This window comes from Hasllibacter halocynthiae, assembly GCF_003003095.1.
GTDB classification, from domain to species: Bacteria; Pseudomonadota; Alphaproteobacteria; order Rhodobacterales; family Rhodobacteraceae; genus Hasllibacter; species Hasllibacter halocynthiae.
On sequence record NZ_PVTT01000002.1, the window covers coordinates 1,145,273 to 1,168,108 of the forward strand.

General features: G+C 72.7%; 25 protein-coding genes and 1 tRNA gene. 18 read left to right on the top strand and 8 right to left on the bottom strand.

Annotated features, from left to right (window positions below; all coding sequences use genetic code 11):
- Positions 1–33: 33 nt before the first annotated feature.
- The 4 genes from hemF to BCF33_RS12685 are packed head-to-tail and all read left to right on the top strand — an operon-like array spanning position 34 to position 3,150.
- Positions 34–912, top strand: a complete 879-nt coding sequence (gene hemF, locus BCF33_RS12670; protein ID WP_106161254.1) for an oxygen-dependent coproporphyrinogen oxidase — start codon at positions 34–36, stop codon at positions 910–912.
- On the top strand, positions 903–1,919 hold the full coding sequence (cobT, locus tag BCF33_RS12675) for a nicotinate-nucleotide--dimethylbenzimidazole phosphoribosyltransferase (RefSeq protein WP_106161255.1): 1,017 nt from the start codon (positions 903–905) through the stop codon (positions 1,917–1,919). Before hemF ends, cobT begins: the two co-directional genes overlap by 10 nt.
- A complete protein-coding gene (cobS, locus tag BCF33_RS12680; protein WP_106161256.1) occupies positions 1,916–2,665 on the top strand; it encodes an adenosylcobinamide-GDP ribazoletransferase in 750 nt (249 codons plus the stop codon). Before cobT ends, cobS begins: the two co-directional genes overlap by 4 nt.
- The gene (locus BCF33_RS12685) at positions 2,656–3,150 is read left to right on the top strand and encodes a histidine phosphatase family protein (protein WP_106161257.1); all 495 of its coding nucleotides are present in this window, start codon (positions 2,656–2,658) and stop codon (positions 3,148–3,150) included. Before cobS ends, BCF33_RS12685 begins: the two co-directional genes overlap by 10 nt.
- Here the strand turns inward: BCF33_RS12685 and BCF33_RS12690 are convergent.
- The 3 genes from BCF33_RS12690 to hemE form a co-directional block, all read right to left on the bottom strand.
- Positions 3,147–3,635 (bottom strand): hypothetical protein, encoded by a 489-nt coding sequence (locus tag BCF33_RS12690; RefSeq protein ID WP_106161258.1) that lies wholly within the window; start codon positions 3,633–3,635, stop codon positions 3,147–3,149. The genes BCF33_RS12685 and BCF33_RS12690 overlap by 4 nt on opposite strands.
- A 42-nt stretch (positions 3,636–3,677) precedes the next feature.
- Positions 3,678–4,517, bottom strand: coding sequence for an EamA family transporter (locus BCF33_RS12695; protein WP_106161259.1), 840 nt, complete (start codon positions 4,515–4,517; stop codon positions 3,678–3,680).
- A 271-nt stretch (positions 4,518–4,788) separates the two neighbouring features.
- Positions 4,789–5,838 carry a uroporphyrinogen decarboxylase gene (gene hemE, locus BCF33_RS12700; protein WP_106161260.1) on the bottom strand — a complete coding sequence of 350 codons (1,050 nt, stop codon included), beginning with the start codon at positions 5,836–5,838 and terminating at the stop codon, positions 4,789–4,791.
- A 76-nt stretch (positions 5,839–5,914) separates the two neighbouring features.
- On the opposite strand from hemE, the gene hemC reads away from it, so the two are divergent.
- Positions 5,915–6,856 carry a hydroxymethylbilane synthase gene (gene hemC, locus BCF33_RS12705; RefSeq protein WP_106161261.1) on the top strand — a complete coding sequence of 314 codons (942 nt, stop codon included), beginning with the start codon at positions 5,915–5,917 and terminating at the stop codon, positions 6,854–6,856.
- Positions 6,857–7,299: 443 nt separating this feature from the next.
- Here the strand turns inward: hemC and BCF33_RS12710 are convergent, their stop codons facing one another.
- Entirely contained in the window at positions 7,300–8,700 is a 1,401-nt protein-coding gene (locus BCF33_RS12710) for an FAD-binding oxidoreductase (RefSeq protein ID WP_106161262.1), read from the bottom strand.
- A gap of 139 nt (positions 8,701–8,839) precedes the next feature.
- Here BCF33_RS12710 and BCF33_RS12715 point away from each other — a divergent pair.
- The 6 genes from BCF33_RS12715 to rimK all read left to right on the top strand — a co-directional run bounded on the left by BCF33_RS12715 (position 8,840) and on the right by rimK (position 13,761).
- Positions 8,840–8,916: transfer RNA gene (locus BCF33_RS12715), tRNA-Met, on the top strand.
- Between the two features lie 198 nt (positions 8,917–9,114).
- Positions 9,115–10,353, top strand: a complete 1,239-nt coding sequence (locus BCF33_RS12720; protein WP_106161263.1) for an ABC transporter substrate-binding protein — start codon at positions 9,115–9,117, stop codon at positions 10,351–10,353.
- A gap of 63 nt (positions 10,354–10,416) precedes the next feature.
- Positions 10,417–11,454, top strand: coding sequence for a carbohydrate ABC transporter permease (locus BCF33_RS12725; protein ID WP_106161264.1), 1,038 nt, complete (start codon positions 10,417–10,419; stop codon positions 11,452–11,454).
- A 15-nt stretch (positions 11,455–11,469) separates the two neighbouring features.
- Positions 11,470–12,351 (top strand): carbohydrate ABC transporter permease, encoded by an 882-nt coding sequence (locus BCF33_RS12730; protein WP_106161265.1) that lies wholly within the window; start codon positions 11,470–11,472, stop codon positions 12,349–12,351.
- A 40-nt stretch (positions 12,352–12,391) separates the two neighbouring features.
- Positions 12,392–12,859, top strand: coding sequence for an ATP-dependent zinc protease family protein (locus BCF33_RS12735; RefSeq protein WP_106161266.1), 468 nt, complete (start codon positions 12,392–12,394; stop codon positions 12,857–12,859).
- Complete coding sequence (gene rimK, locus BCF33_RS12740) at positions 12,856–13,761, top strand: 30S ribosomal protein S6--L-glutamate ligase (RefSeq protein WP_106161267.1); 906 nt, start codon at positions 12,856–12,858, stop codon at positions 13,759–13,761. The genes BCF33_RS12735 and rimK overlap by 4 nt, the downstream gene beginning before the upstream one ends.
- On the opposite strand, the gene BCF33_RS12745 is transcribed toward rimK, so the two are convergent.
- Positions 13,758–14,009 carry a hypothetical protein gene (locus BCF33_RS12745; protein WP_106161670.1) on the bottom strand — a complete coding sequence of 84 codons (252 nt, stop codon included), beginning with the start codon at positions 14,007–14,009 and terminating at the stop codon, positions 13,758–13,760. The two genes, rimK and BCF33_RS12745, sit on opposite strands and share 4 nt — an antisense overlap.
- 32 nt (positions 14,010–14,041) lie before the next feature.
- On the bottom strand, positions 14,042–14,422 hold the full coding sequence (locus BCF33_RS12750) for a thiol-disulfide oxidoreductase DCC family protein (RefSeq protein ID WP_158259423.1): 381 nt from the start codon (positions 14,420–14,422) through the stop codon (positions 14,042–14,044).
- A gap of 95 nt (positions 14,423–14,517) precedes the next feature.
- Between BCF33_RS12750 and BCF33_RS12755 the strand changes: the two genes are divergently transcribed.
- The 3 genes from BCF33_RS12755 to BCF33_RS12765 all read left to right on the top strand — a co-directional run bounded on the left by BCF33_RS12755 (position 14,518) and on the right by BCF33_RS12765 (position 16,469).
- Complete coding sequence (locus tag BCF33_RS12755; RefSeq protein WP_106161269.1) at positions 14,518–15,321, top strand: M48 family metallopeptidase; 804 nt, start codon at positions 14,518–14,520, stop codon at positions 15,319–15,321.
- A gap of 87 nt (positions 15,322–15,408) precedes the next feature.
- A complete protein-coding gene (gene msrB, locus BCF33_RS12760) occupies positions 15,409–15,909 on the top strand; it encodes a peptide-methionine (R)-S-oxide reductase MsrB (protein WP_106161270.1) in 501 nt (166 codons plus the stop codon).
- A 56-nt stretch (positions 15,910–15,965) separates the two neighbouring features.
- Positions 15,966–16,469 carry a lytic transglycosylase domain-containing protein gene (locus BCF33_RS12765; RefSeq protein WP_106161271.1) on the top strand — a complete coding sequence of 168 codons (504 nt, stop codon included), beginning with the start codon at positions 15,966–15,968 and terminating at the stop codon, positions 16,467–16,469.
- On the opposite strand, the gene BCF33_RS12770 is transcribed toward BCF33_RS12765, so the two are convergent.
- Positions 16,466–17,023: a GcrA family cell cycle regulator gene (locus BCF33_RS12770; protein WP_106161272.1), complete on the bottom strand. Its 558-nt coding sequence runs from the start codon at positions 17,021–17,023 to the stop codon at positions 16,466–16,468. The two genes, BCF33_RS12765 and BCF33_RS12770, sit on opposite strands and share 4 nt — an antisense overlap.
- Before the next feature lie 396 nt (positions 17,024–17,419).
- Between BCF33_RS12770 and BCF33_RS12775 the strand changes: the two genes are divergently transcribed.
- From BCF33_RS12775 to gndA, 4 genes are all read left to right on the top strand, one after another.
- A complete protein-coding gene (locus BCF33_RS12775; protein WP_106161672.1) occupies positions 17,420–18,592 on the top strand; it encodes an aspartate aminotransferase family protein in 1,173 nt (390 codons plus the stop codon).
- A complete protein-coding gene (gene argF, locus BCF33_RS12780) occupies positions 18,592–19,518 on the top strand; it encodes an ornithine carbamoyltransferase (RefSeq protein ID WP_106161273.1) in 927 nt (308 codons plus the stop codon). Before BCF33_RS12775 ends, argF begins: the two co-directional genes overlap by 1 nt.
- 116 nt (positions 19,519–19,634) lie before the next feature.
- Positions 19,635–20,834, top strand: coding sequence for a hypothetical protein (locus BCF33_RS13940; protein WP_146132818.1), 1,200 nt, complete (start codon positions 19,635–19,637; stop codon positions 20,832–20,834).
- A gap of 68 nt (positions 20,835–20,902) precedes the next feature.
- The gene (gndA, locus tag BCF33_RS12790) at positions 20,903–22,348 is read left to right on the top strand and encodes an NADP-dependent phosphogluconate dehydrogenase (protein ID WP_106161275.1); all 1,446 of its coding nucleotides are present in this window, start codon (positions 20,903–20,905) and stop codon (positions 22,346–22,348) included.
- Positions 22,349–22,602: 254 nt separating this feature from the next.
- On the opposite strand, the gene BCF33_RS13945 is transcribed toward gndA, so the two are convergent.
- Entirely contained in the window at positions 22,603–22,815 is a 213-nt protein-coding gene (locus BCF33_RS13945; RefSeq protein ID WP_146132819.1) for a hypothetical protein, read from the bottom strand.
- Positions 22,816–22,836: the final 21 nt, after the last annotated feature.

Sequence of the window (22,836 nt, forward strand, 5' to 3'; positions counted from 1 at the left end):
CCGATGCTAGGCGGGCCGGATGGAGGGACGGGTATGAACGCTCACGCGACGGACATGGAGACCGAGCGCGCCGAGGCCGCGGCGTGGTTCAAGGCCCTCCGGGGCGAGATCGTCGCTGCCTTCGAGGCGCTGGAGGCCCGCTTCGGGACGGGCGCGCGCTTCGAGGTGACGCCGACGGCGCGCCGGTCCGAGGACGGGTCCGACGCGGGCGGCGGGATCATGTCCGTGCTGCGCGGCGGCGCGGTCTTCGAGAAGGTCGGCGTGAACTGGTCGGAGGTGCACGGGGTGCTGCAGCCGCGCGCGCAGGCGGCGATGGCGGCGCGCAAGGGCATCCCCGGCATGGCCGAGGACCCGCGGTTCTGGGCCTCGGGGATCTCGCTCGTCGCGCACATGGCGAACCCGCGCGTGCCGGCGGTGCACATGAACACGCGGATGTTCTGGACCCCCCACGCGCACTGGTTCGGGGGCGGCGCGGACCTGAACCCCGCCATCCCATTCGAGGAGGACACCGCCCATTTCCACCGCACCCTGGAGGAGGCGCTGGCCCCCTGGGCGGGCGAGTACGGGCGCATGAAGGACTGGGCGGACGAGTACTTCTTCGTGCCCCACCGGGGCCGGGCGCGGGGCGTGGGGGGCGTGTTCTACGACGACCTCTCGACGGGCGACCTGGGCGAGGACTTCGCGCTGACCAGGGCCGTCGGATCGGCCTTCCTGCCGGCCTACCTGCCCCTCGTCGAGAAGCGCCAGCCCGAGCCGTGGACGGAAGGCGAGCGCGAGGCGCAGCTGGTCCACCGGGGCCTCTACGCCGAGTACAACCTCGTCTACGACCGCGGCACGAAGTTCGGGCTGGAGACGGGCCACGACGCGAACGCGGTGCTGATGTCCCTGCCGCCGGTGGCGAAATGGACGTGAGGGCCGCCCTTTCGGCGCAGGCGATCCAGGCCGCCCTGGACGGCAAGACCAAGCCGCCGGGCTCGCTGGGGCGGATCGAGGGGCTGGCGGCGCAGGTCGCGGCCCTGCAGGGCACGCCGGCCCCCCGGGTCGAGAGCTGCCGGCTGCTGATCTTCGCGGCCGATCATGGCATGGCCGCGCTGAGCGCGTTCCCGCAGGAGGTGACGCGCCAGATGGTCGGCAACTTCCTGGCGGGCGGGGCGGCGGCGTCGGTCTTCGCGCGGGCCGTGGGGGCCGAGGTCACGGTGGTGGACGCCGGCGTCGCCGGAGAGCCGCTGGAGGCCGAGGGCCTGGTCTCGCGCCGGATCGGGGCGGGCACGGCGGACGCCCGTGAGGGGCCGGCCATGTCGGCCGATCAGGTCCGCGAGGCGCTGGAGGCGGGCCGGGCGCTGGGCGCGGGGGTGCGGGCGGACGCGGCGGCCTTCGGTGAGATGGGGATCGGCAACACGGCCTCGGCCGCGCTGGTGGCGGCCAAGCTGCTGGGCCGCCCCGTGGGCCCGCTGGTCGGGCGCGGGACGGGGCTGGACGACGCCGGGCTGGCGCGGAAGCGCGCCGCCCTGGAGGGGGCGGCGGGGCGGTGCCCGGACCGGATGGGCGCGGTCGACGCCCTGCGGGAATACGGCGGCTTCGAGATCGCGATGATGGCCGGCGCCATGCTGGGCGCGGCGCGGGCCCGCCGCGTGGTCCTGGTGGACGGGTTCATCGCGGGGGCGGCGGCGGCGTCCGCGCTGGACCTCGACCCGGGCTGCCGGGAGGCGATGGTGTTCTGCCACCGCTCGGCCGAGGCGGGGCACGGGGCGCTGCTGGAGGGGCTGGGGGCGGAGCCGCTGCTCGACCTCGCGCTGCGTCTGGGCGAGGGGACGGGCGCGCTGCTGGCCTTCCCCCTGGTGCGGGCGGCGGCGGCGATGCTCGCCGAGATGGCGAGCTTCGAGGATGCGGGCGTGTCGGCCGGGCCCCCGGCGGGGTGAGCCTGCGGGAGGAGTGGACGGTCTTCCGCCTCGCGGTGCAGTTCCTGACGCGCCTGCCCGTGGGCGAGCCGGCCTGGTCGGCGGAGCGGATGGCCCTGACGCCGCGCTGGTACCCGGGGGTCGGGATCCTCGTCGGGCTGATCTCGGGCGCGGCGTTCTGGGCGGGCGCGCCCGTCTCGCCCCTCTTCGCGGGGGTGGCGGCCGTGGCGGCGGGCGTCCTGGCCACCGGGGCGTTCCACGAGGACGGGTTCGCGGACATGTGCGACGGCCTGGGCGGCGGCGCCACCCGCGAGCGCGCGCTGGAGATCATGCGCGACAGCAGGCTGGGGACCTACGGCGTCCTCGGGATCGGGCTTCTGCTGGCGGGCAAGGTCGCGGCCCTGGCCGTGATGGGGCCCTGGACGGCGGCGGCCGCCCTGGTCGCGGCCCATGCGGGCGGGCGCCTCAGCGCGGTGCTGGTGATGGCGACGGCCCCCTACGTGCGCGACCACGGCACCGCCAAGCCCGTGGAGCGGGGCGCGCCGGGCTGGGGCCTCGGCGCGTCGGTCGCGGCGGCGGCGCTGGTGCCGGCGGCCCTTCTGGTGCCGTGGGGCGCGGCGGCGGCGCTGGCCCTCCTGGCGCTGTCGCACCGGCTGGTGCGGCGGCGGTTCGAGCGACGCCTCGGCGGCTACACGGGCGACTGCCTCGGCGCGGTCGAGCAGGCGGGCGAGCTGGCGGTGCTGGCGGGGATCGCGGCATGCCTCTGACCTTCCTGCGCCATCCGCCGCCCGACGTGGCCCGGGGGGTCTGCTACGGGGCGAGCGATCTCGCCCTCCTGCCGGGCTGGGAGGAGGCGATCGACGCGCTGCAGGTCGGGGCGACGGCGGTCCGCCACTCGCCGCTGGGGCGCTGCGCGGGGCCGGCGCGGCGGCTGGCGGCGCGGCTGGGGGTGCGGGCGGTGGCCGACCCCGGCCTGCGGGAGATGGATTTCGGCGCCTGGGAGATGCGACCCTGGGACGCGGTGCCACGCGGCCAGATCGACGCCTGGGCCGCCGACACGCTGCACTGGCGCCCCCCCGGCGGCGAGACGGTCGCCGAGATGGCGGCCCGCGTCGCCGCCGCGCTGGAGCGGGCGGGGGAGGGCGAGCTGTGGCTTTCCCATGCGGGGGTGTTCAAGGCCCTGCGCCACCTCGCGGGCGCCCCCGGCCCCTGGGACGAACGGATCGGGTTCGGCGAGGTCCGGACGCTCTAGGGAGCGGGCGGGCGGACGAAGCGCGCACCGGCGATGCGGACGTCCGGGCCCGTGGGGCCTTCCGTGGCGGGCCCGTCCATGGCGGGCCGATCGCCGGCGGGCCGGTCCATGGCCGCCGCCCGGGCCGCCGCCGCGTCCCCTCCCGCATCCCCTGGCGCGTCCCCTGCCGCGACCCCTGCCGCGACCCCTGGCGCGACCGTTCGCGCGGCGAGGAGGGCGGAGCCGTCGGCGATGCCCTCCAGCGCGAGGCGCACCTCGGCCGGCGCGAAGCCCGTGCCGCGCGCGAGGAGGGCGGGGGCCGTATCCGGCGCGGCCTCGAGCGCGAGGCGGGCCATTCGAAGGAAGGCGACCTCGATCTTCGTCGCCTCCTCGCCGAGGAGGAGGGCCTCGCCGTCGCGGATGGGCATCTTCAGGAGGACCGTCGCCGCGCCGAAGGCGATCGCGGCGGGGATCGCGACGAAGAGGCGGCGGAGGACGAAGCGCATGGGCCCACTCCCTCGCGGCGGATCGTGGCGGGGGCGGGGCGCTCAGCGGGCGAAGCGCAGGAGCGCGACGCCGACCAGGGTGACGAAGGTGGAGGCGATGCGGGCGAGGTCCACCCGCTCGCGCAGGACGAGGGCGCCGATGAGCAGGGCGAAGACGATGGAGGTCTCGCGCAGGGCGGTGACGAGGGCGATGGGCGCCTGCGTGAAGGCCCAGACGACGATGGCGTAGGCGGTGAAGCTGGCCCAGCCGCCGCCGAAGAAGGCCGCCGGGGCCAGGCGGGGAAGCCGGAGCACGAGGCCGGGGCGGCGCCGCTCGGCGTAGAGGCCGAAGGGGATCGCACCGAGGAGCGCGGCCCAGCCGAAGAAGGCGACCGGGCTGCCCGAGACGCGCGCGCCCACCCCGTCCATCAGCGAGTAGGCGGCGATGAAGACCCCCGTGACGAGGGCGGCGGCGACGGCGGAGGGGTTGGCGCGGCCGCGCCGCGCGAGGCCGATGGAGAGGATGCCCGCCGCGATCACGGCCACGGCCGCGAGCTGCATCCCCGAGAGCGCCGAGCCCAGCACCACGGTGCTGAAGAGCGCGACGAGCAGCGGTGCCGAGCCGCGCGCGAGGGGATAGACCTCCGACAGGTCGCCGAGGCGGTAGGCGAGGAGGAGGAACCGCAGGTAGCCGAAGTGGAGCGCGACCGATCCCGCGATCCACGGCCAGGCGGCGGGATCGACGGGCGGGAAGAGGAGGACGGCGAGGCCGCCGGGCACCGCGTGGCCGACCGCCATCGCCGCCATCCCGGCGAGCTTGTCGGAGCTGCCCTTGACCACGGCGTTCCAGCCCGCGTGGAGGAGCGCGGCGAGGAGCACGGCGAGGAAGACGGTCCATGTCACCGGGCGAGGTGGCGCCACCGGGGCGGCGGGGTCAAGCGCGGGGCGGTCCCGGAGGGAGGGGGCCGCCGCTCGCCGCGCCTGCCGGGGGGAGGGGGGACGCGCCGCCACCCTTCTTCCGGAATCTCCCCGGCGACGTCTCCGTCCACGAAGGGGAGGGGCGCCGATCCGGTCCTGATCGCTCGGTCCCCGCCGGACGGGCGGCACGGCCGGGTGCGGCGGTGGCGGCCCGGGCGAGACGCCGCCCCGCGGCCTGGCATCGGGGCGCGCGCCTTCAGGCCGAGCGGACCGTCTCGATCATCAGGGCGACGTTCTCGGGGTCGGCGTCCGGGGTGATGCCGTGGCCGAGGTTGAAGACGTGCGGGCCGCCGCGGAAGGCCTCGACCGTGCGCCGGGTCTCGCGCACCAGGGCCTCGCCGCCCGTCACCATGTGGGAGGAGGCGAGGTTGCCCTGCACGCAGCCCCCGGGCTGCACCGCCCCCGCCGCCCAGTCGGGCGTCACCCCGTCGTCGAGCGCGATGCAGTCCGCGCCGATCGCCGCGTGGAGCCCTTGGTACCGCCGCCCCGCGCCGCGGGGGAAGGCGATCACGGGCAGGCCGGGGTGGCGGGCCTTCAGCGCCGCGGTGATGCGGCGCATGGGCTGGACGGAGTAGCGGTCGAAATCCTCCCCTTCCAGCGACCCGGCCCAGCTGTCGAAGAGCTTGACCACCTCCGCGCCCGCCTCGGCCTGGGCCGAGAGATACTCCACCGTCGCCGCCTCGACCCGGGCGAGCATGGCCTCGAAGGCCGCGCGGTCCTCGGCGATCAGGGCGTGGGCGGGGGCCTGGTCAGGCGTGCCGCGCCCTGCGATCATGTAGGTCATCACCGTCCAGGGCGCCCCCGCGAAGCCGATCAGCGCGGTCTCCCCGGGCAGCTCGCGCGCGAGGATGCGGACGGTCTCGTAGATCGGGCCCAGCGTCTCGTGGACGGCGTCCGCGGGCTTCAGGCCCGCCGCGTCGGTGATCGGCGCCAGGCGCGGGCCCTCGCCCGTGACAAACCAGAGGTCCTGCCCCAGCGCCTGCGGCAGCAGGAGGATGTCCGCAAAGAGGATCGCGGCGTCGAACCCGAAGCGCCGGATCGGCTGGAGCGTGACCTCGGCCGCCAGCTCGGGCGCGTAGCAGAGCGACAGGAAGTCGCCCGCCCGCGCGCGGGTGGCGCGGTACTCGGGCAGGTAGCGGCCGGCCTGGCGCATCATCCAGATCGGCGGGGTGGGCAGCGTCTCGCCGGCGAGGGCGCGCAGGAGGGGCTTGGACGGCCCGGCGGACGGGAGGGGAGCTGTGGTCATGGCCGATCCGTCCGCCGCCGGGCACGGGCTGTCAAGCGCGGTGGACAGGGCCGCGGGGCGGGGCTAGCGGTTCGGCATGGACATGCCCTCGCCCGACGCCCCCTTCCGAATCGGCACGCGCAGCTCGGTGCTCGCCATGGCGCAGGCCCGCGAGACGCGGGAGAGGCTGATGGCCGCCCACGGGCTGCCCGAGGCGGCGTTCGAGCTGATCCCGATCTCGACCGCCGGGGACCGCATCCAGGACCGGGCGCTGCGCGAGGTGGGGGGCAAGGGCCTCTTCACCAAGGAGATCGAGGAGGCGATCCTCCTCGGGCGGATCGACATCGCCGTCCACTCGACGAAGGACATGCCCAACGAGCAGCCCGCAGGCCTCGTGCTGGACTGCTTCCTGCCGCGCGAGGACGTGCGCGACGGGTTCGTCACGCTGGGGGAGGAGGGGGGTCTGGCGGACCTGCCGGAGGGCGCGGTGGTCGGTACCTCGAGCCTGCGGCGGCGCGCGCAGGTCATCGTGCGGCGGCCGGACCTTCGGGTGGTGGAGTTCCGGGGCAACGTGCAGACCCGGCTGCGCAAGCTGGAGGACGGGGTCGCGGCGGCGACCTTCCTCGCCATGGCGGGGCTGCGGCGGCTGGGGCACCCGGAGACGGCGCGGCCCATCGACCCCGGGGACATGCTGCCGGCCGTGGCGCAGGGCGCGATCGGGATCGAGCGGCGCGAGGACGACGCGCGCGCGCGGGCGCTGCTCGCGCCGCTCCACGATCGGGCGACGGGGCTGCGGCTGGCGGCGGAGCGGGCGTTCCTCGCCCGGCTCGACGGGTCCTGCGAGACGCCCATCGCGGGTCTGGCGGACCTCTCCGGGGACCGCCTGCGCCTGCGCGGCGAGATCCTGGCCCCCGACGGCACGGCCCACCACGCGGGCGAGGAGGAGGGCGCCGCCGGGGACGGGCCGGAGATGGGCGTGGCGCTGGCCGAGCGCCTGCTGTCGGCGGCGGGGCCGGGTTTCTTCGACTGGCGCGGCTGAGGGGGCTTCCCCGCCTCGCGGGCGGCCTGCCTCGATCTCGAAGGAAGATCGGGGCGCTCCGCCGGGGGCGGGACCGAGGGGTCGGCACCGTGCGCCTCCGGCGGGAGTACTTGGGCTCGATCGAAAGGGCCGTTCATCCTTCCTTGACCTCGCGCGCCCAAGATGACCGCGCGGTACAGGCTGGAGAGCCGATGACCGCCGACGTCGAAAGGCGGCGTCCCCTCCGGTTGCTGGGCGGCCCTTGGGTGCCCACTCTCCGTTGGGGGCGTGCCGATTGCGGCGCCGGCGAGCCTGGGGCCCCCGTTCGATCGGGCCCGAATACGCCCGCCGGAGGCCTCGGCTGGGGGAGGGGCGCGCCGCCGATCGTGGCGTGCACCGCTGCGGCCGGCCCCCCACTTCCTTCGAGATCGGGACGGATCGCCCCGAAGGGGGGAAATCGCTGCCTAGTCGGGCAGGACCTTGCCGGGGTTGAGGATGCCCTTCGGGTCGAGCGCGGCCTTGATCGCGCGCATCGCGTCGAGGGCGACGGGGTCCTTTCGGCGGGCCATGGTGCCGCGCTTGGCCAGCCCGATCCCGTGCTCGGCCGAGAAGGAGCCGCCGAGCGCGGCCACGGCGTCCTCGACCATCTCGGTCAGGGGGACGTCGCGGGCGGGGTCGGTCGGGCAGACGGTCCAGTGGACGTTGCCGTCGCCCAGGTGCGAGACGATGGAGAGCTTCGCCCCCGGGTCGATCCTGCGGCGCCCTTCCTCCGCCCGCTCGAGGAAGTCCTCCACCCGGTCGAGGGGCAGGGCCACGTCGAGGTTCAGGAGCCGCCCGACATGGAGCATCAGCTCGCCCGCCGCCTCGCGCCGCGCCCACATCGCGCGGCGCTGGGTCTCGGAGGAGGCGACCACCGCGTCCAGCACCTCGCCCCGCTCGATCATGGCGGCGAGGGTCGCGGCCAGCGTCTCCTGCACGGGGACGGCGCCGCCCTCGTCCGGCTCCGCGTCGCGGGGGGCGGTGGCGCCGACCTCGACGAGGAGGTTGACCTCGTGGGGCGCCTCGAAGGGCTCGGCGCCGTCCATGTGCGCGATGTGCTGCTCGACGTAGTGGCGGGGCATGTACTCGAAGCACTCGACCGCGCCGCCCGTGGCGTCCTGCAGCCGGTGCAGGAGGGTCAGGGCGCCCTTCACCGACGGCGCCGCGACCGTCGCGGTGGCGTAGGCGCGGGGCTTCGGGAAGAGCTTCAGCGTGGCGGCCGTGATGATCCCCAGCGTGCCTTCCGCCCCGATCAGGAGGTCCTTCAGCGCGTAGCCGGTGTTGTCCTTGTGGACCGCGCCCATCAGGTCGAGGACGCGCCCGTCGGCCATCACCGCCTCGACCCCGAGGCACATGCCGCGCAGGCCGCCGTAGCGCAGGACGTTCGAGCCGCCCGCGTTGGTGGACAGCACCCCGCCGATCATCGCCGAGCCCTTCGCGCCGAAGGTCAGCGGGAAGACGAGGCCCTCGGCCTCGGCGGCCTCGTGGAGGCGGGCGAGGACCACGCCGGCCTCGACCACGGCGACGCGGGCCGCGGGCCTGACCTCGCGGATGCGGCCCATCCGCGCGAGCGAGAGCATCACCGCCCCTTCGGCCATGGTGCCGCCCGCGAGGCCGGTGTTGCCCGCGACGGGGACGACGGGCGTCCCGGCCGCGTGGGCGCGGCGCAGCACGGCCGAGACCCCTTCGGTCGAGGCGGGGCGCGCGACGGCGAGGGGGGCGCCGCGATACGCCTTCGTCCAGTCGGTGGCGTAGGGCGCGGCCTCCTCGCCGGTCAGGACGTGGGCGGGGCCGAGATCGGCGCGGAGGTCTTCGAGCAGGGACATGGCCGGGACCATGCCGCGAAGGCGCCCGGAGGGCCAGCGCGGCGGGCGCGCGGCGGGGGGCCGGGGAAGCGGGGGGCCGGGGAAGGGCGGGGACGCGGCTTGACGCCCCCGTGCGCCCGGCATACCTGCCGCGCCCGGAGGCGCTGTAGCTCAGTTGGTTAGAGCAGAGGAATCATAATCCTTGTGTCCGGGGTTCGAGTCCCTGCAGCGCCACCAACCCCGCCCGTCCCGCGACCCGCCCCCGCGACCCGTCCCGCCCGCCCGTCTTTCTGGCTTTGCAAACGTGTGCAGGACGTGCTTCGCTGCTGCTCGACCGGTCGGGGGCTTGGCCTTCCGCACCGGACGCCGCAAGGTCACGCCGGACCGCGCGCCGCCTCACGAGCGCGCGGACGGATCGCAACGGGGAGTCTCGCAATGACCGTCCACAACACCCTTTCGGGCGCCGCCGCGCTCGCGCTGATCGCGGGGGGCGCGCTCGCCGACGCCTCCTGCCCGCTCGACGAGGGGCGGGTCAGCGTCCTCGGGAACGAGTTCCCGGCCATCCAGGCCGTGGTCGCCCGCGCGGCGGAATGCGCCTCGGACGTGCAGTACCAGCAGAACCTCACGACCGAGCACAAGAACATCCAGGTGCCCGCGCTGACCGCGAACCCGGCCGAGTACACCTCGGCCGTGGTGGCCAACGGGACGCTCGTGCCGCTGCTGAACGAGGGGCTGGTGCGCCCGCTCGACGACCTGATCGCCGAGCACGGCGAGGGCGTGATCTCGCCCGCGCAGGTCATCACTGTGGACGGGCAGGCGATGGCGGTGGCGTTCATGGCGAACGCCCAGCACCTCTTCGTGCGCCAGGACATCCTGGACGAGGTCGGGATGGAGGTGCCGACCACCTACGAGGAGGTTCTGGACCTTCTCGAGGCCATCCGCGAGGCCGGGATCATGGAGGACCCGTTCGTCGCCAACACCGCCGTCGGCTGGAACCTCGCGGAGGAGTTCGTGAACATGTACTCCGGCTACGGGGGCGAGTTCTTCGAGCCGGGGACCGCGAACCTCGCCATCGACAACGAGGCGGGCGTCGCCGCGCTGGAGATGATGGCCGCGCTGAACGAGTATGCCGGCCCGGACTTCCTGACCTACGATTCCAACGCGACCTCCGCGCTCTGGGCGGCGGACGAGGCGGCGGTCGGGATCCTCTGGGGCAGCCGCGCGACCGAGATCCTGGGCGAGGACACCCCCGAGGAGATCCGCGAGGCGACCGTCCTGGCCGCCGCGCCCACGGTGGGCGAGACGGGAATCCCGGCCTCGACCCTCTGGTGGGACGGGTTCACCATCGCGTCCAACGTCTCGGACGAGGACGCGGAGGCGACCTTCGTGGCCATGGCGAGCGGGATCGAGCCCGCCGTCCTCGAGGGCAACGAGGACGCCGCCGTCTGGCTGATCGAGGGCTTCGAGCCCGGCAAGGCCGCCGCGGGCGTCGCCGCCACCGCCGCGGCCGGCGCGCGGCCCTATCCGATGGTCCCCTACATGGGCCTCCTGCACACCGCGCTGGGCAACGAGCTGTCGGACTTCATGCAGGGCAACGAGAGCGCCGAGCAGGCGCTGGCCGACGTCGGGGCCGCCTACGAGGCCGCCGCGCGCGAGCAGGGCTTCCTGGAGTAACGGGGCCGGGCGGGCCGCCGGCGGCCCGCCCGCCTTCTTCGCGACCCGGGGCAGGGGGCCGCCATGCCGAACAGCACATTCCTGAAGTTCATAGGGCCGTCGCTGCTGGCGATGATCCTGTTCATCGCGCTGCCGATCGTCTCGGTCGTCGTCCAGTCGCTGCACGTCGAGCACGAGCAGATCCTGGTCGAGGTCGAGAACTGCGTGCCGCTGGCCGGCTGCACCACCGTCACCCAGGTCGACAACGCCGCGACGCAGGCCCTGCGCGACGAGCAGCCGCTCGGGCGGTTCGTGGGCCTGTCCACCTATCTCGACCGCAACCACCTCGCGGCGGACGCGGTGTCGCTGGCATGGCGCGCCTCGGACGGGATCGGCGACTTCCTCGGGCGGGTGATGAACCTGCCCTTCTACAAGGCGCTGGCCTTCACGCTGGCCTACACGGCCGTGGTCACGCCGCTCTGCCTGCTGCTGGGTCTCGTGATCGCGCTGGGGGTGAACGCGCTGCCCAAGGTGCTGAAGGGGCCGACGATCTTCGTCACGCTCCTGCCGATGATCGTGACGCCGCTGATCGGGGCGCTCGTGCTCTACTGGATGCTGGACAGCCGCGGCATCCTGGGCACCGCCCTCGTCAACCTGACGGGCGACCCGGACCTCTCGCTGAGGGCGAGCGGGACGCTGACCTGGCTGACGCTCTTCGCCTACGGGATCTGGCACAGCGCGCCCATGGCTTTCATCGTCTTCTACGCCGGCCTCCAGTCCGTCCCGGAGGAGACGATGGAGGCTGCCGTCCTCGACGGCGCCTCGCGCTTCGAGCGGGTGCGGTACGTGGTCGTGCCGCACCTGATGCCGCTCGTGGTCTTCGTGACGCTGATCCAGCTGATGGACAACTTCCGCGTCCTCGAGCCGGTCGTGGCCTTCAACAGCCAGGCGGTGGCGACCTCGCTGTCCTTCGCCGTCTACAACGACCTTCGCGGGGGCGACGTGCCCCTCTTCGGATCGGCGGCGGCGACGTCGCTGCTGACGATCATCGGGATCGGCATCCTCGTGACGCCGGTCGCAATCCGGTCCTGGCGCGACTTCAAGCGCCGGCACGGGCACTAGGGAAGGGGCGGGCCGATGGCGTCACGCGCGATGCGGCGGTCGGGGGCCGCGACGACGATCTCGATCCTCTTCCTGGTGATCTGGCTGATCGCGGCGGCCTTCCCGTTCCTCTGGACCCTCTGGGGCAGCTTCAAGGTGCAGGCGGACTTCTTCTCGCTCGCCGACTGGAAGAACGCGCTGACGGGGCGGTTCACCGAGGCCCAGACCGGCAGCCCCTTCACCTTGGACGGCTACGAGGGGGCCTGGGTCCAGGAGGAGTTCTGGCGGAACGCCCTCAACACCCTGATCGTGGTGGTCTGCGTCGTCGCCATCAGCCTGACCTTCGGCACGCTCGGAGGCTACGCGCTGGCGCGGTCGGGCAAGAGATACGCGTTCGTCCTCCTCATGGTCGCGCTCCTCTTCAGGGCGATGCCGCACATCACGCTGGTCTCGGGCTACCTGCTGCCCTTCTTCGAATGGGGCATCTGGGGGGCGCTGCCGACGACGATCATCGTGCTCGTCGCGATCAACCAGCCCTTCACCTTGTGGATGCTGCACTCGTTCTTCCTGAACATCCCCAAGGACCTCGACGAGAGCGCGATGGTCGACGGATGCACGCGCTTCGGGGCGTTCCGGCGGGTGATCGTGCCCGTCATGTGGCCGGGGGTGATCACGACGGGCCTCTTCTCGTTCCTCCTGGCCTACAACGACTTCGCGGTGACGGCGGTGCTGCTGAGCCAGCAGAACCAGACCATGGTGCCGCGCATCGCGGCCTTCCTCGGGTCCACCCAGAACGAGGGGAACGTGATGTTCGCGGTCGCCTCCGTGGTGTCGGCCACGGTGCCGCTGTTCCTTCTGGTGCTGTTCTTCCAGCGCCAGATCGTCTCGGGGCTGACGGCGGGCGCGGTGAAGGGGTAGGCAGGGTTGCGGCCGCCGCGGGGGCCGCTAGCCTGCGGCGATGGATACCTCGCACAGACGGCGCGAGCCGCAGGTGATAGGATGGCGCGAGACCGTCGCGCTGCCCGACATCCTGCCCGCCCCCTTCACCGGCAAGTTCGATTCGGGTGCGCGGTCCAGCGCGCTCCACGCCACGCGCATCCGCCTGCGGACCGTGGACGGCGAGGACTGGGTCGAGTTCCGGCCCGCCCGCCTGAAGGGCCGCCCCGCGCCCGAGACGATGCGCCTGCCGCTTCATGACGAGCGGGACGTCACCAACACGGGCGGCACCCCCGAGAGCCGGGTCTTCGTGCGCACGCGGCTGAAGCTGGGCCGCCGGATCTGGCGGATCGAGCTGTCGCTGACCGACCGGGGACGCATGACGCACCCCGTCATCCTGGGGCGGACGGCCGTGGCGGGGCGGGGCATCCTGCTGGACTGCGGCCATTCGTTCCTGCTGACCGAGCCCCTGAAGGAGGCGAAGGCATGAAGATCGCGATGATGGCCCGGAACGCGGGCCTCTACTCCCACAGGCGGCTGGTCGAGGCGGCCGAGGCCCGCGGGCACGGGATCGACGTGATCGACACGCTGCGCTGCTACATGAACATCGCCTCGCGCCGGCCCGAGATCTGGTACAACGGCGAGAAGCTGCCACGCTACGACGCGGTGATCCCGCGCATCGGCGCCTCGATCACCTTCTACGGCCTCGCGGTGCTGCGCCAGTTCGAGGTCGCGGGCACCTACCCTCTGAACGAGAGCGTCGCGATCGGCCGCTCGCGCGACAAGCTGCGATCCATGCAGCTGATGGCGCGCGACGGGATCGGGCTGCCCGTGACGACCTTCGCGCACGACCCCAAGCAGACCGAGGAGGTGCTGAAGCTGGCGGGCGGCGCGCCGCTCGTCGTGAAGCTCCTGGAGGGGACGCAGGGGATCGGGGTGGTGCTGGCGGATACCGACCGCTCGGCCAAGTCGGTGATCGAGGCGTTCCGGGGCGCCAACGTGAACATCCTCGTGCAGGAGTTCATCAAGGAGGCGGGCGGCACGGACATCCGCGCCTTCGTGGTGGGGGGCAAGGTGATCGCCGCCATGAAGCGCACCGGGGCCGAGGGGGAGTTCCGCTCGAACCTCCACCGGGGCGGGTCGGCGCAGCTCATCAAGCTCTCCCCGGAGGAGCGGTCGACGGCGGTGCGGGCGGCGAAGGCGATGGGCCTGAACGTCTGCGGCGTCGACATGCTGCGCGCCAACCACGGGCCGGTGGTGATGGAGGTCAACTCCTCCCCCGGGCTGGAGGGGATCGAGAAGGCGACCGGCCTCGACGTGGCGGGCAAGGTGATCGAGCATCTGGAGAAGACCGCCGAGAAGGGCACCGCGAGGACGCGCGGACGGGGCTAGCCCTTGGGCGGCAGTCCGGTGGGCTGCCGCCGATAGGCCCCCTCCGGCAGGTCCAGCGCGGCGAAGAGGTCGCGGACCTGCGCGTCCGACAGGACGACGGAGACGGCCTCCCTGCGGCGGACGTCCCACTGCTTCAGGACGGCGCCTTCCTCGAAGAGATGGACGACCACGTCCTCGCCGAGAGGCGCCGCGCCCTCGTCGACGAGGGTGACGACGGTGGCGTCGAAGGTGTGCTCGATGGTGAACATGGGATGCAGGGTGAGCGCGCGGGCGCCTCTCTTCAACCCCGCGCGGCCCTGGTCCGGCGTCCGCGCGCCAGGTGCATCCGGTAGAGGAGGGGCGCGGCGGCCCTGTCGTAGAGCAGGGCGGCGACGGGGCGCACGGCCGGCAGGCCCGTCAGGCGGGCGAGCCAGCGGAGCGCGGGCCGCTCGGCCCACATGGCGCGGTTGGCGTCGAGGCCGGAGAGGACCTCGCCGCCGCGGACCGCGTGGAGGCGGCGGAGCGCCTGCTCCTCCGTCAGGCCGAGGGCGCGGAGGTCGGCGCCGCGGACGGGCACGAACCGGGTGGCCGGCGCGGCGCGACGGTGGCCCTCCACCTCGAAGCGGCAGACGGGGCATTCGTCGTTGTAGATCACCGTGAGCGCATGCGGGTCGTCGGGCATGGGCGGGATATGGGGCCCGGGCCGGCCTTCGCCCAGGGGCATGGCGTTCGGGGCGGGGGGCGCTAGGGTCCGCCGGGCACGAGGGGAGGGGACCCATGCCGTTCGCCAGCTTCGCCCGGGCCGCCGCCCGCTTCGCCCCGCGCGCCGGCCCCCGTGCCGCCCTCTGCGCCGTGCTGGCCGCGGCCGGTTGCGCGCCGCTGCCGGTGATCGGACCTGTGGCGGGGTCGCTGGCCCCAGGCGCGCCCGTTCCCGCGCCCGTTCCCGCGCCTGTCGTCCGTTCGGCGGAGGCGGTGCCCGACCGCCTGCCGCCGCGGGTCGCGGCACGCACCTTCGCGCAGGTCGTGGAGTTGATCGAGCCGGTCGCCGAGGCCCTCTGCCGGGCGCAGGGCGACGTCCCGGACTGCGACTACCAGATCGTGGTGGACGACCGTCCGGGCGTTCCGCCCAACGCCTTCCAGACGGTGAACCGGCAGGGCCGGCCGGTGGTGGGGATGACGCTCGCGCTGATCGCGGAGGCGCGCAACGCGGACGAACTGGCCTTCATCCTGGGGCACGAGATGGCGCATCACATCGCCGGCCATCTCGACCGGCAGCGCGAGGCGGAGGGGTTCGGGCAGGCGCTGGGCGTGGCGATCGGCCGGGCGCGGGGGCTGGACAGGGCCGGCGTCGCCGAGTTCGCGCGCGCCGGGGCCCTGGTCGGTGCGCGCCGCTTCGGCCCCACGTTCGAGCTGGAGGCCGACGCGATAGGCACGCGCATCGCCGCGGAGGCGGGGTTCGATCCGCTGCGGGGCGCGGCCTTCTTCCAGCGCATCCCGGACCCCGGCGACCGGTTCCTCGGCACCCATCCGCCCAACGCCGCCCGCCTCGACGCCGTGCGCCGGGCCGCCGCGGGCCTGTAGCGCCGTTGAAAGGGTCGTGAACGCCCCTCGCCGAACGGCGGGGGAGGCCCCACGTTCTGCGGCGAGAAGGCACGAACGGAGGACGCCATGCCGACCAGACGCTCGCTCATCATCGGAGGCTCGACGCTGGGGGCCGCTGCCCTCGTCGGCGGTGCCGGGTGGCTCGGCACGCGCGGGGCCGAGGCCGCGGAAGGGGACTTCCCCCTCACCCTCACCGAAGCCGAATGGCGCGCCCGCCTGACCCCGGAGGAGTTCGCGGTGCTGCGCGAGGAGGCGACCGAGCCGCCCCACTCCTCGCCGCTCGACAAGCTCTGGGAGGACGGGACCTACGCCTGCGCGGGCTGCGGCAACGCGCTCTACTCCTCCGAGAACAAGTTCGACAGCGGCACCGGCTGGCCGAGCTTCTGGCAGCCCATCGCGCCCGAGGCCGTGGGCACGAGGATCGACTACAAGCTCATCTATCCCCGCACGGAGGTGCACTGCGCCCGCTGCGGCGGCCACCAGGGGCACATCTTCGAGGACGGCCCCGCGCCCACCGGCCTGCGCCACTGCATCAACGGCGTCGCGCTGGACTTCGTGGCGGCCTGACGCCGACGCGCCCGGCCCGCGCTGGCGGGCGGGGCGTCGCCGCGCTAGGCGGGGGCATGCGCGCCGTCGTCCTCGCTCTGCTCCTCGCCGCCTGCGCCCCCGCCGCGCCCGAGGTCGCGCGGCAGGCGACCGCGCCCGCCCTGTTCCCCGGCGAGACGGCTGAGATCAGGCGCCTCGTCAACCGATACGCCGATCGGCACGAAGTGCCCCGGAGCCTCGTCCACCGGGTCATCCAGCGGGAGTCGGACTACCGCCCCCGCGCGCGGAACGGGCCCTATTACGGGATGATGCAGATCCTGCCCCAGACGGCCCGCACCATGGGCCACCGCGGCCCGCCCGGCGAGCTGCTGCGGGCGGAGACGAACCTTCGCTGGGCGGTCCGCTACCTGCGGGGGGCATGGCTGCTGTCGGGCGGCGACGAGGCGGGGGCGGTGCGGCGCTACGCGTCGGGCTACTACTACGAGGCCCGCAACCGGTGCCTGCTGCGCGCCACGGGCCTTCGCGCGACGGAGGTGCGCCGCCACTGCCCGGATGGATCGGCCCCCCCGCCGGACCTCTAGCGGCGACGGTCGCGGCGGCTGTTGGCGGGCTGGAACGCCACCGAGACGTGAGCCTCGCAATAGGGCTTGCCCTGCTGGACGGGCAGGCCGCAGAACCAGAAGGCCGGGGTCGCCGGATCGCCGATCGGCCATTTGCAGGTCCGCTCGGTCAGCTCCATCAGGTCGAGGCGCGCGGCGCCCTTCTCGACCGCGCGAACCTTCTCGAGCGCCTCCTCGGAGATCTCGTTGGCCGAGGGCTGCGGCGGCAGGGGCTGGCCGGCGGGAATGATCTTCTTCAACGCGGTGCGCGGCGGCTCGGCCGAGCGGGTTGCGGGCTCCTCGAACTCGGGGACGGTGGCGGGGACGGAGGGTCTGGAAGGCGCGCCGGCCTTCGCGGCGGGCGCGGCCTCGGGCACGGCGGCGCCCTGGTTGCGGTTCGACAGGCCCAGGCGATGCACCTTGCCGATCACGGCGTTGCGGGTCACGCCGCCCAGCTCCTTGGCGATGGTCGAGGCGGACTGCCCCTCGCCCCACATGCGCTTCAGCGTCTCGACGCGTTCGTCGGTCCAGGACATGCCCCGTGCTCCTCGTCTGGCGGCGCGGCGCGGGGGCCAGGTCATGGCCGCGTGTCCGGGCGCCGCGAGAATCCTCTGAAAGTCCCCCTGCCGCGCGGGCGCGCGGGCGGGCCCTTACCTTATGAACGGAAGGGCGCGGCCACAACCGGGGCGGCCGCGACGGCGCCCTGCCGGCGACGTGCGGACGTCGGGCGGACGCCGGGCGCGGGCGACAGGCTGGACGGGGCGGAGAAGTCCCGCTAGCCCCGCGGCATGATCGCGCATCGCCTCCGACGACGCTGACGCCGACGCCGGCGCGCGCCCCGTGCGGGCCGCGCCCTCTCTCAGACCCCCTTCCCAGCATTGACCGCGCCCGGGCGAGCCGCCCCTATGCGCATCGACCCTTCGGAGACGACCATGATCCCCGCCATCCTTCCGACCTACGACCGCGCGCCGCTGACCTTCGTGTCGGGCGAGGGCTCCTGGCTGCGGGAGGCGGACGGCAGCCGCTGGCTCGACCTCGGCGCCGGGATCGCGACCAACTGCCTCGGGCACGCGCATCCGGCGCTCGTCGAGGCGCTGACCGAGCAGGCCGGCCGCGTCTGGCACCTGTCCAACCTTTACGAGATCGCCCCGCAGCAGGCCTTGGCCGAGCGGCTGGTCGACGCGACCTTCGCCGACACGGCGTTCTTTACCAACTCGGGCACGGAATCGGCCGAGCTGGCGATCAAGATGGTCCGCAAGCACTGGTCCGACCTCGGCGAGGACCGGCCCACGATCCTGACCTTCGAGGGGGCGTTCCACGGCCGCTCGACCGGGGCCATCGCCGCGGCCGGGCCGGGGAAGATGACCCGGGGCTTCGGGCCGCTCATGCCGGGGTTCGAGATCCTGCCCTGGGGCGACCACGAGGCGCTGGACGCCGCCCTCGACGAGTCGGTCGCCGCCGTGATGGTCGAGCCCATCCAGGGCGAGGGCGGCATCCGCGCGATGCCCGACCGGTGCCTCAAGGGCCTGCGCGAGGCGTGCGACCGCACCGGCGCGCTTCTGGTTCTGGACGAGGTGCAGTGCGGCATGGGGCGGACCGGCCGCCTCTTCGCGCACGAATGGGCCGGGATCGCGCCCGACGTCATGATGGTCGCCAAGGGCATCGGCGGGGGCTTTCCGCTGGGCGCGGTGCTGGCCGCCGAAGGGGCCGCGGCGGGGATGACCGTCGGGACGCACGGCTCGACCTACGGGGGCAACCCGCTGGGCTGCGCCGTCGGGCTGAAGGTGATGGAGATCGTGGGCGACCCGGCCTTCCTGGCCGAGGTCTCGCGCAAGGCCGGCCGGTTCCGCCAGGGGTTGGAGGGCCTCGTCGCCGCCCATCCGGAGGTGTTCGCCGGCGTGCGGGGGCAGGGGCTGATGCTCGGCCTCGAATGCGTCGTGCCGAACGCCGAAATCCGCCGGGCCGCCGAGGGCGAGCGGCTCTTGACCGTGCCGGCCGCGGGGGACGTCCTGCGGCTCTTGCCCGCGCTGAACATCGAAGAAGGCGACCTGGAGGAAGCCCTGCGCCGCCTCGACGCCGCCGCCAGCACCCTGGAGGCCGCCTGATGCCCCATTTCCTCGACCTCCACCGGACCGACCCCGCGGACCTGCGGATCATGATCGACCGCGCCCACGCCATGAAGGCCGCGCGCGCGGTCCGGCCCAAGGGGATGCCCGACGACGATCCCGCGCTGGCGGGCCGGATGGTCGCGCTGATCTTCGAGAAGCCCTCGACCCGGACGCGGGTGTCGTTCGACGTGGGCGTGCGGCAGCTCGGCGGGGTGCCGATCACCCTGTCGGGCGCGGACATGCAGCTGGGCCACGGGGAGAGCGTCGCCGACACCGCGCGCGTGCTGTCGCGCTACGTGGACCTGATCATGATCCGCACCTTCCGCGAGGAGACGCTGGAGGAGCTGGCGGAGACCGCGACCGTGCCGGTGATCAACGGGCTGACGGACGCCTCGCATCCCTGCCAGCTGATGGCCGACGTCATGACCTTCGAGGAGCGGCGCGGCCCCGTCGAGGGCCGGCGCGTCGCCTGGATGGGGGACGGCAACAACGTCTGCCGGTCCTTCCTCCATGCGGCCGGGGCGTTCGGCTTCGACCTGACCTTCTCGGGGCCCGAGGCGCTGGACCCCGACCCTTCGGTGGTCGAGTGGGCGCGGGGGCGCGGCGCGGACGTGCGGGTGGAGCGGGACCCGGCCCGCGCGGTGGCGGACGCGGACCTCGTGGTGACGGACACCTGGGTCTCGATGGGCGACCCGGAGTCGAGCCGCCAGCGCCGCCACAACCTCCTGCGTCCCTATCAGGTGAACGAGGCGCTGCTGGGAGCCGCCCCGGCGGAGGCCCTGGTCATGCACTGCCTCCCCGCCCACCGGGGCGAGGAGATCACGGACGCGGTCCTGGACGGGCCGCGCTCGGTGGTGTTCGACGAGGCGGAGAACAGGCTGCACGCCCAGAAGGCGGTGATGCGGTGGTGTTTGGGGGTTTAGCAACCTACTATCCCTTTAATAAGTAGGAGGTTTCGAAGGCGATGGCTCGTTCACCACTTGGGGGCAGAGTTTCCGAGTCACTCAAGAAGAGCTTCTTGGAGCGATATGCAAGGTATGTGGAATTCGTAAGAAAACTTGAGGACGAAGACCTATTTGACAGAAGCCTTTTCTACTTTTTTCGGGCGCGAACGGCGTCTCAAGAACAGTGGGGGTGGGCAATCGGTTGCGCGCAGAGTACTGTTGGTAATTGGGAGCGCGGTGTTACCTACCCCGGCCGGCAGTGGCGCCGCAAGATACTTTCTGCCTCTAAAGCCGTTCTCGATATTGAGAAGGAGCGGATAGAGAGCGTTTCAAACGCGCTGAATCTCAACGTTCGTATCGACCTTGTCGATACCAAAGACCAGCTCGAGAACTCGGTTCTGAATGCAGCTCTTACAGACTTTTCCTATGACGAAGTCCTAAACCGCATTGTTTCGGTACCTTTCTCAACCGATGACAGAACACAAGATCATGAGGCATTCGCCGTAGACAAGGAGAACCTTCTCGAGAGTCTTGCGGAGCAAGCTGATCTGATCGTAGAGAGTATTCCAAATAGCGCAAATGCGCCTACCACACGTCTGGTATCCACGCTTCGAAGTTACAAGAAGTCTTGCGCTTCGGAGAAGCCGAACCCGCGCCTACTTCATCGCCTCGGTACGCTCATCGCAGCGCAAGCCAACAGCGATGACTTTCGGATGGCTGCCAGCGATTGGGATGTGAACGCACTTGATGGATTTACCGCCGAGCATGTCGAGCTTATGCGCCTCTACTTCCGCGAGGCACTTGCAAAGGCACAGCAGGTCGAGGCGCTTCCAATGGATGATGGTGCCTCGGAGGAGATAACCGCTGACGACTTCTTCCAGGCTGCTGACGCTGTGGGGTCGGTGCGCACGCCTGAGGGTGAACCGGTCTTCGATGAAGATATAGCGACGTTGCTTCGTGATATTGGAGGTGAGGTCCGCGATCTCTCTGAAGCGATCCAATTTACAATGGATGAGCGTCGAAAAGAAGTCCTACGTCGGCGTCGAAGGCAGGCCATCAAGAATGGTTCGATCTATGTGGGTCGAGTACTGTTCTTTTCGGCCTTCTTTATCGTCGCACTGCCCGGAACTTTTGGGGTCGCAGGAAGTATTGCATCAATACTCGGTGTTGCCGAGATACTCGCGCCAGGCTCGGTTCGTTCTATATATTCGCGGCTTCAGGCGGCTTTCCCAATACTTCCATCGTTGCCAGCATCCGACCGTGATGAGAACGATCGGGATGGGAAGAGCCATTAGAAGGTAAGCCCTACCCCTCCCCCCACCATCGCCCTACACCTCCCCCCACCACGCACGGGAGGGACCACATGTCCGAGATCGGGATCGTCGGCCTGGGGGTGATGGGCGCCGCCCTGGCCCTGAACTTCGCCTCGAAGGGCCACGACGTCCAAGGCTACGACGTCGCGCCGGACGGGGCCCGGCGCCTCGCGGAGCGCGCCGCGAGGGAGGGGCTGGACGCGCGGATCGCCCCCCATGCCGACCTCGCCGCGATGATGGGCGCCCTGAGCCGCCCGCGCGCCGTCCTCGTCATGGTGCCCGACCGGTTCGTGGACGACGCGCTGGAGAGCCTTCGCCCCTTCCTGGAGGAGGGCGACGTCGTCATCGACGGCGGCAACACCGATTTCGGCGACACCATCCGCCGCGAGAAGGACTTCGCCGCGCGGGGCCTGAACTTCGTCGGCATGGGCGTCTCGGGCGGCGAGGAGGGCGCGCGCAACGGCCCCTCGATGATGGTGGGCGGCACGAAGGCGGCCTGGGACCGGCTGGACGAGATGCTCCGCTCGATCGCGGCGCGCTACGAGGGGGATCCTTGCGTCGACCGGCTGGGCCCCGACGGGGCGGGGCACTTCGTCAAGACCGTCCACAACGGCATCGAATACGCCGACATGCAGATGATCGCCGACGTCTACGGCATCCTGCGCGACGGCGGGGGGATGAGCCCCTACGACATCGCCCCCGTCTTCCGGCGCTGGAACGAAGGCCCGCTGCAGAGCTACCTCGTGGAGATCACCGGCGAGGTGCTGGCCGCGACGGACCGCACCGGCAAGCCCGCGGTGGACGTGATCCTGGGGCGCGCGGGGCAGAAGGGGACAGGGCGGTGGACCCTGATCGAGGCGCTGAAGCTGGGCCAGTCGGCGTCGGCCATCGAGGCGGCGGTGGCCGCCCGGTCCTGGTCCGCGCAGCTCGAGCTGCGGCGCGCGGCGAAGGCGGCGATCGACGTGCCGGCCGAGCCCGCCGAGATGCCCGGGCTGGAGGTGCTGGAGCAGGCGCTGCTGACGGCGAAGATCATCGCCTACGACCAGGGGATCCACCTCCTCGGCGCGGCCTCGGACCATTTCGACTGGCGGCTCGACATCGCCCGCATCGCGGAGATCTGGCGCGCCGGCTGCATCATCCGCGCCGCCATGCTGAACGAGATCGCGGGCGCGGTGCGCGGCGGGCTGCCCCACGGCTCGCTCGTGCTGGCCGAGCCGTTCACCACGCGTATCCGCGAAGGGTTGCCGGCGCTGCGCCGCACGGTGACGGCGGCCATGTCGGCGGGAATCGCGGTGCCGGCGCTGTCGTCCTCGCTGGACTACCTCGAGACGCTGCGGCGGGGCCGGGGGACGGCCGACCTGATCCAGGCCCAGCGCGACTTCTTCGGCCGCCACGGCTTCGAGCGGCGGGACATGGAGGGCACCGACCATCACGGCCCCTGGTGGGACGACCACGACGCCGTCCCTTCAGACCAGCCCGCCGGCGAGCCGGAGTGACCCGTCAGCCGTAGTCGAAGCCGGACGCCGCCAGCGCCCGCCACCGCCGCTGCCGGCGGGCGTAGAAGCGGCGTGCGAAGGCCGCGACGAAAGGGGTGCGCGGGCTCCGTCGATCTCCGCCCGGTCGGTGTAGCGGGTTCTGCTGCCTCGGGGCCCAACCGCGATCAGGTGGTCCCAGCGCCGGAAGGAGGCGTTGCGGCCAATGTCGAGCGGAAAGCGACGGTCCCCGTCCGGCACAGGGCGCGAGGCGCCGTTCACTTGCCGGCCGAGCGGGACGACCCAACGAGCCGCATGGACACGAGGTGATCACCATCGGACCACCGTTTCGGGAAGGCCGAGAGGTCGACCGGGGGGAAGCGGGTCACCGGCGCGGCCACGTGGAGGCGGAGGCGGAGGCGGTTCACCTCCTTCCAGACCCGGTCCGGGCCGACTTCGAGGTGGGCAGAGGGTTCGAGGGTGCGCGTCATGGGCGGCAGGAAGGAGTGGGG

Excerpts from the sequence above, each read along its gene's own strand:
- BCF33_RS12765 (WP_106161271.1), top strand. The coding sequence starts at position 15,966 with ATGCGCGCCGTCGTCCTCGCTCTGCTCCTCGCCGCCTGCGCCCCCGCC.
- BCF33_RS13945 (WP_146132819.1), bottom strand. The coding sequence starts at position 22,815 with ATGACGCGCACCCTCGAACCCTCTGCCCACCTCGAAGTCGGCCCGGAC.
- hemC (WP_106161261.1), top strand. The coding sequence starts at position 5,915 with ATGGACATGCCCTCGCCCGACGCCCCCTTCCGAATCGGCACGCGCAGC.
- gndA (WP_106161275.1), top strand. The coding sequence starts at position 20,903 with ATGTCCGAGATCGGGATCGTCGGCCTGGGGGTGATGGGCGCCGCCCTG.
- BCF33_RS12710 (WP_106161262.1), bottom strand. The coding sequence starts at position 8,700 with ATGTCCCTGCTCGAAGACCTCCGCGCCGATCTCGGCCCCGCCCACGTC.
- cobT (WP_106161255.1), top strand. The coding sequence starts at position 903 with ATGGACGTGAGGGCCGCCCTTTCGGCGCAGGCGATCCAGGCCGCCCTG.
- msrB (WP_106161270.1), top strand. The coding sequence starts at position 15,409 with ATGCCGACCAGACGCTCGCTCATCATCGGAGGCTCGACGCTGGGGGCC.
- BCF33_RS12730 (WP_106161265.1), top strand. The coding sequence starts at position 11,470 with ATGGCGTCACGCGCGATGCGGCGGTCGGGGGCCGCGACGACGATCTCG.
- BCF33_RS12735 (WP_106161266.1), top strand. The coding sequence starts at position 12,392 with ATGGATACCTCGCACAGACGGCGCGAGCCGCAGGTGATAGGATGGCGC.
- BCF33_RS12770 (WP_106161272.1), bottom strand. The coding sequence starts at position 17,023 with ATGTCCTGGACCGACGAACGCGTCGAGACGCTGAAGCGCATGTGGGGC.
- hemE (WP_106161260.1), bottom strand. The coding sequence starts at position 5,838 with ATGACCACAGCTCCCCTCCCGTCCGCCGGGCCGTCCAAGCCCCTCCTG.
- hemF (WP_106161254.1), top strand. The coding sequence starts at position 34 with ATGAACGCTCACGCGACGGACATGGAGACCGAGCGCGCCGAGGCCGCG.
- rimK (WP_106161267.1), top strand. The coding sequence starts at position 12,856 with ATGAAGATCGCGATGATGGCCCGGAACGCGGGCCTCTACTCCCACAGG.
- BCF33_RS12775 (WP_106161672.1), top strand. The coding sequence starts at position 17,420 with ATGATCCCCGCCATCCTTCCGACCTACGACCGCGCGCCGCTGACCTTC.
- BCF33_RS12755 (WP_106161269.1), top strand. The coding sequence starts at position 14,518 with ATGCCGTTCGCCAGCTTCGCCCGGGCCGCCGCCCGCTTCGCCCCGCGC.
- argF (WP_106161273.1), top strand. The coding sequence starts at position 18,592 with ATGCCCCATTTCCTCGACCTCCACCGGACCGACCCCGCGGACCTGCGG.
- BCF33_RS12750 (WP_158259423.1), bottom strand. The coding sequence starts at position 14,422 with ATGCCCGACGACCCGCATGCGCTCACGGTGATCTACAACGACGAATGC.
- BCF33_RS12685 (WP_106161257.1), top strand. The coding sequence starts at position 2,656 with ATGCCTCTGACCTTCCTGCGCCATCCGCCGCCCGACGTGGCCCGGGGG.
- BCF33_RS12720 (WP_106161263.1), top strand. The coding sequence starts at position 9,115 with ATGACCGTCCACAACACCCTTTCGGGCGCCGCCGCGCTCGCGCTGATC.
- BCF33_RS12690 (WP_106161258.1), bottom strand. The coding sequence starts at position 3,635 with ATGCGCTTCGTCCTCCGCCGCCTCTTCGTCGCGATCCCCGCCGCGATC.
- BCF33_RS12745 (WP_106161670.1), bottom strand. The coding sequence starts at position 14,009 with ATGTTCACCATCGAGCACACCTTCGACGCCACCGTCGTCACCCTCGTC.
- BCF33_RS12725 (WP_106161264.1), top strand. The coding sequence starts at position 10,417 with ATGCCGAACAGCACATTCCTGAAGTTCATAGGGCCGTCGCTGCTGGCG.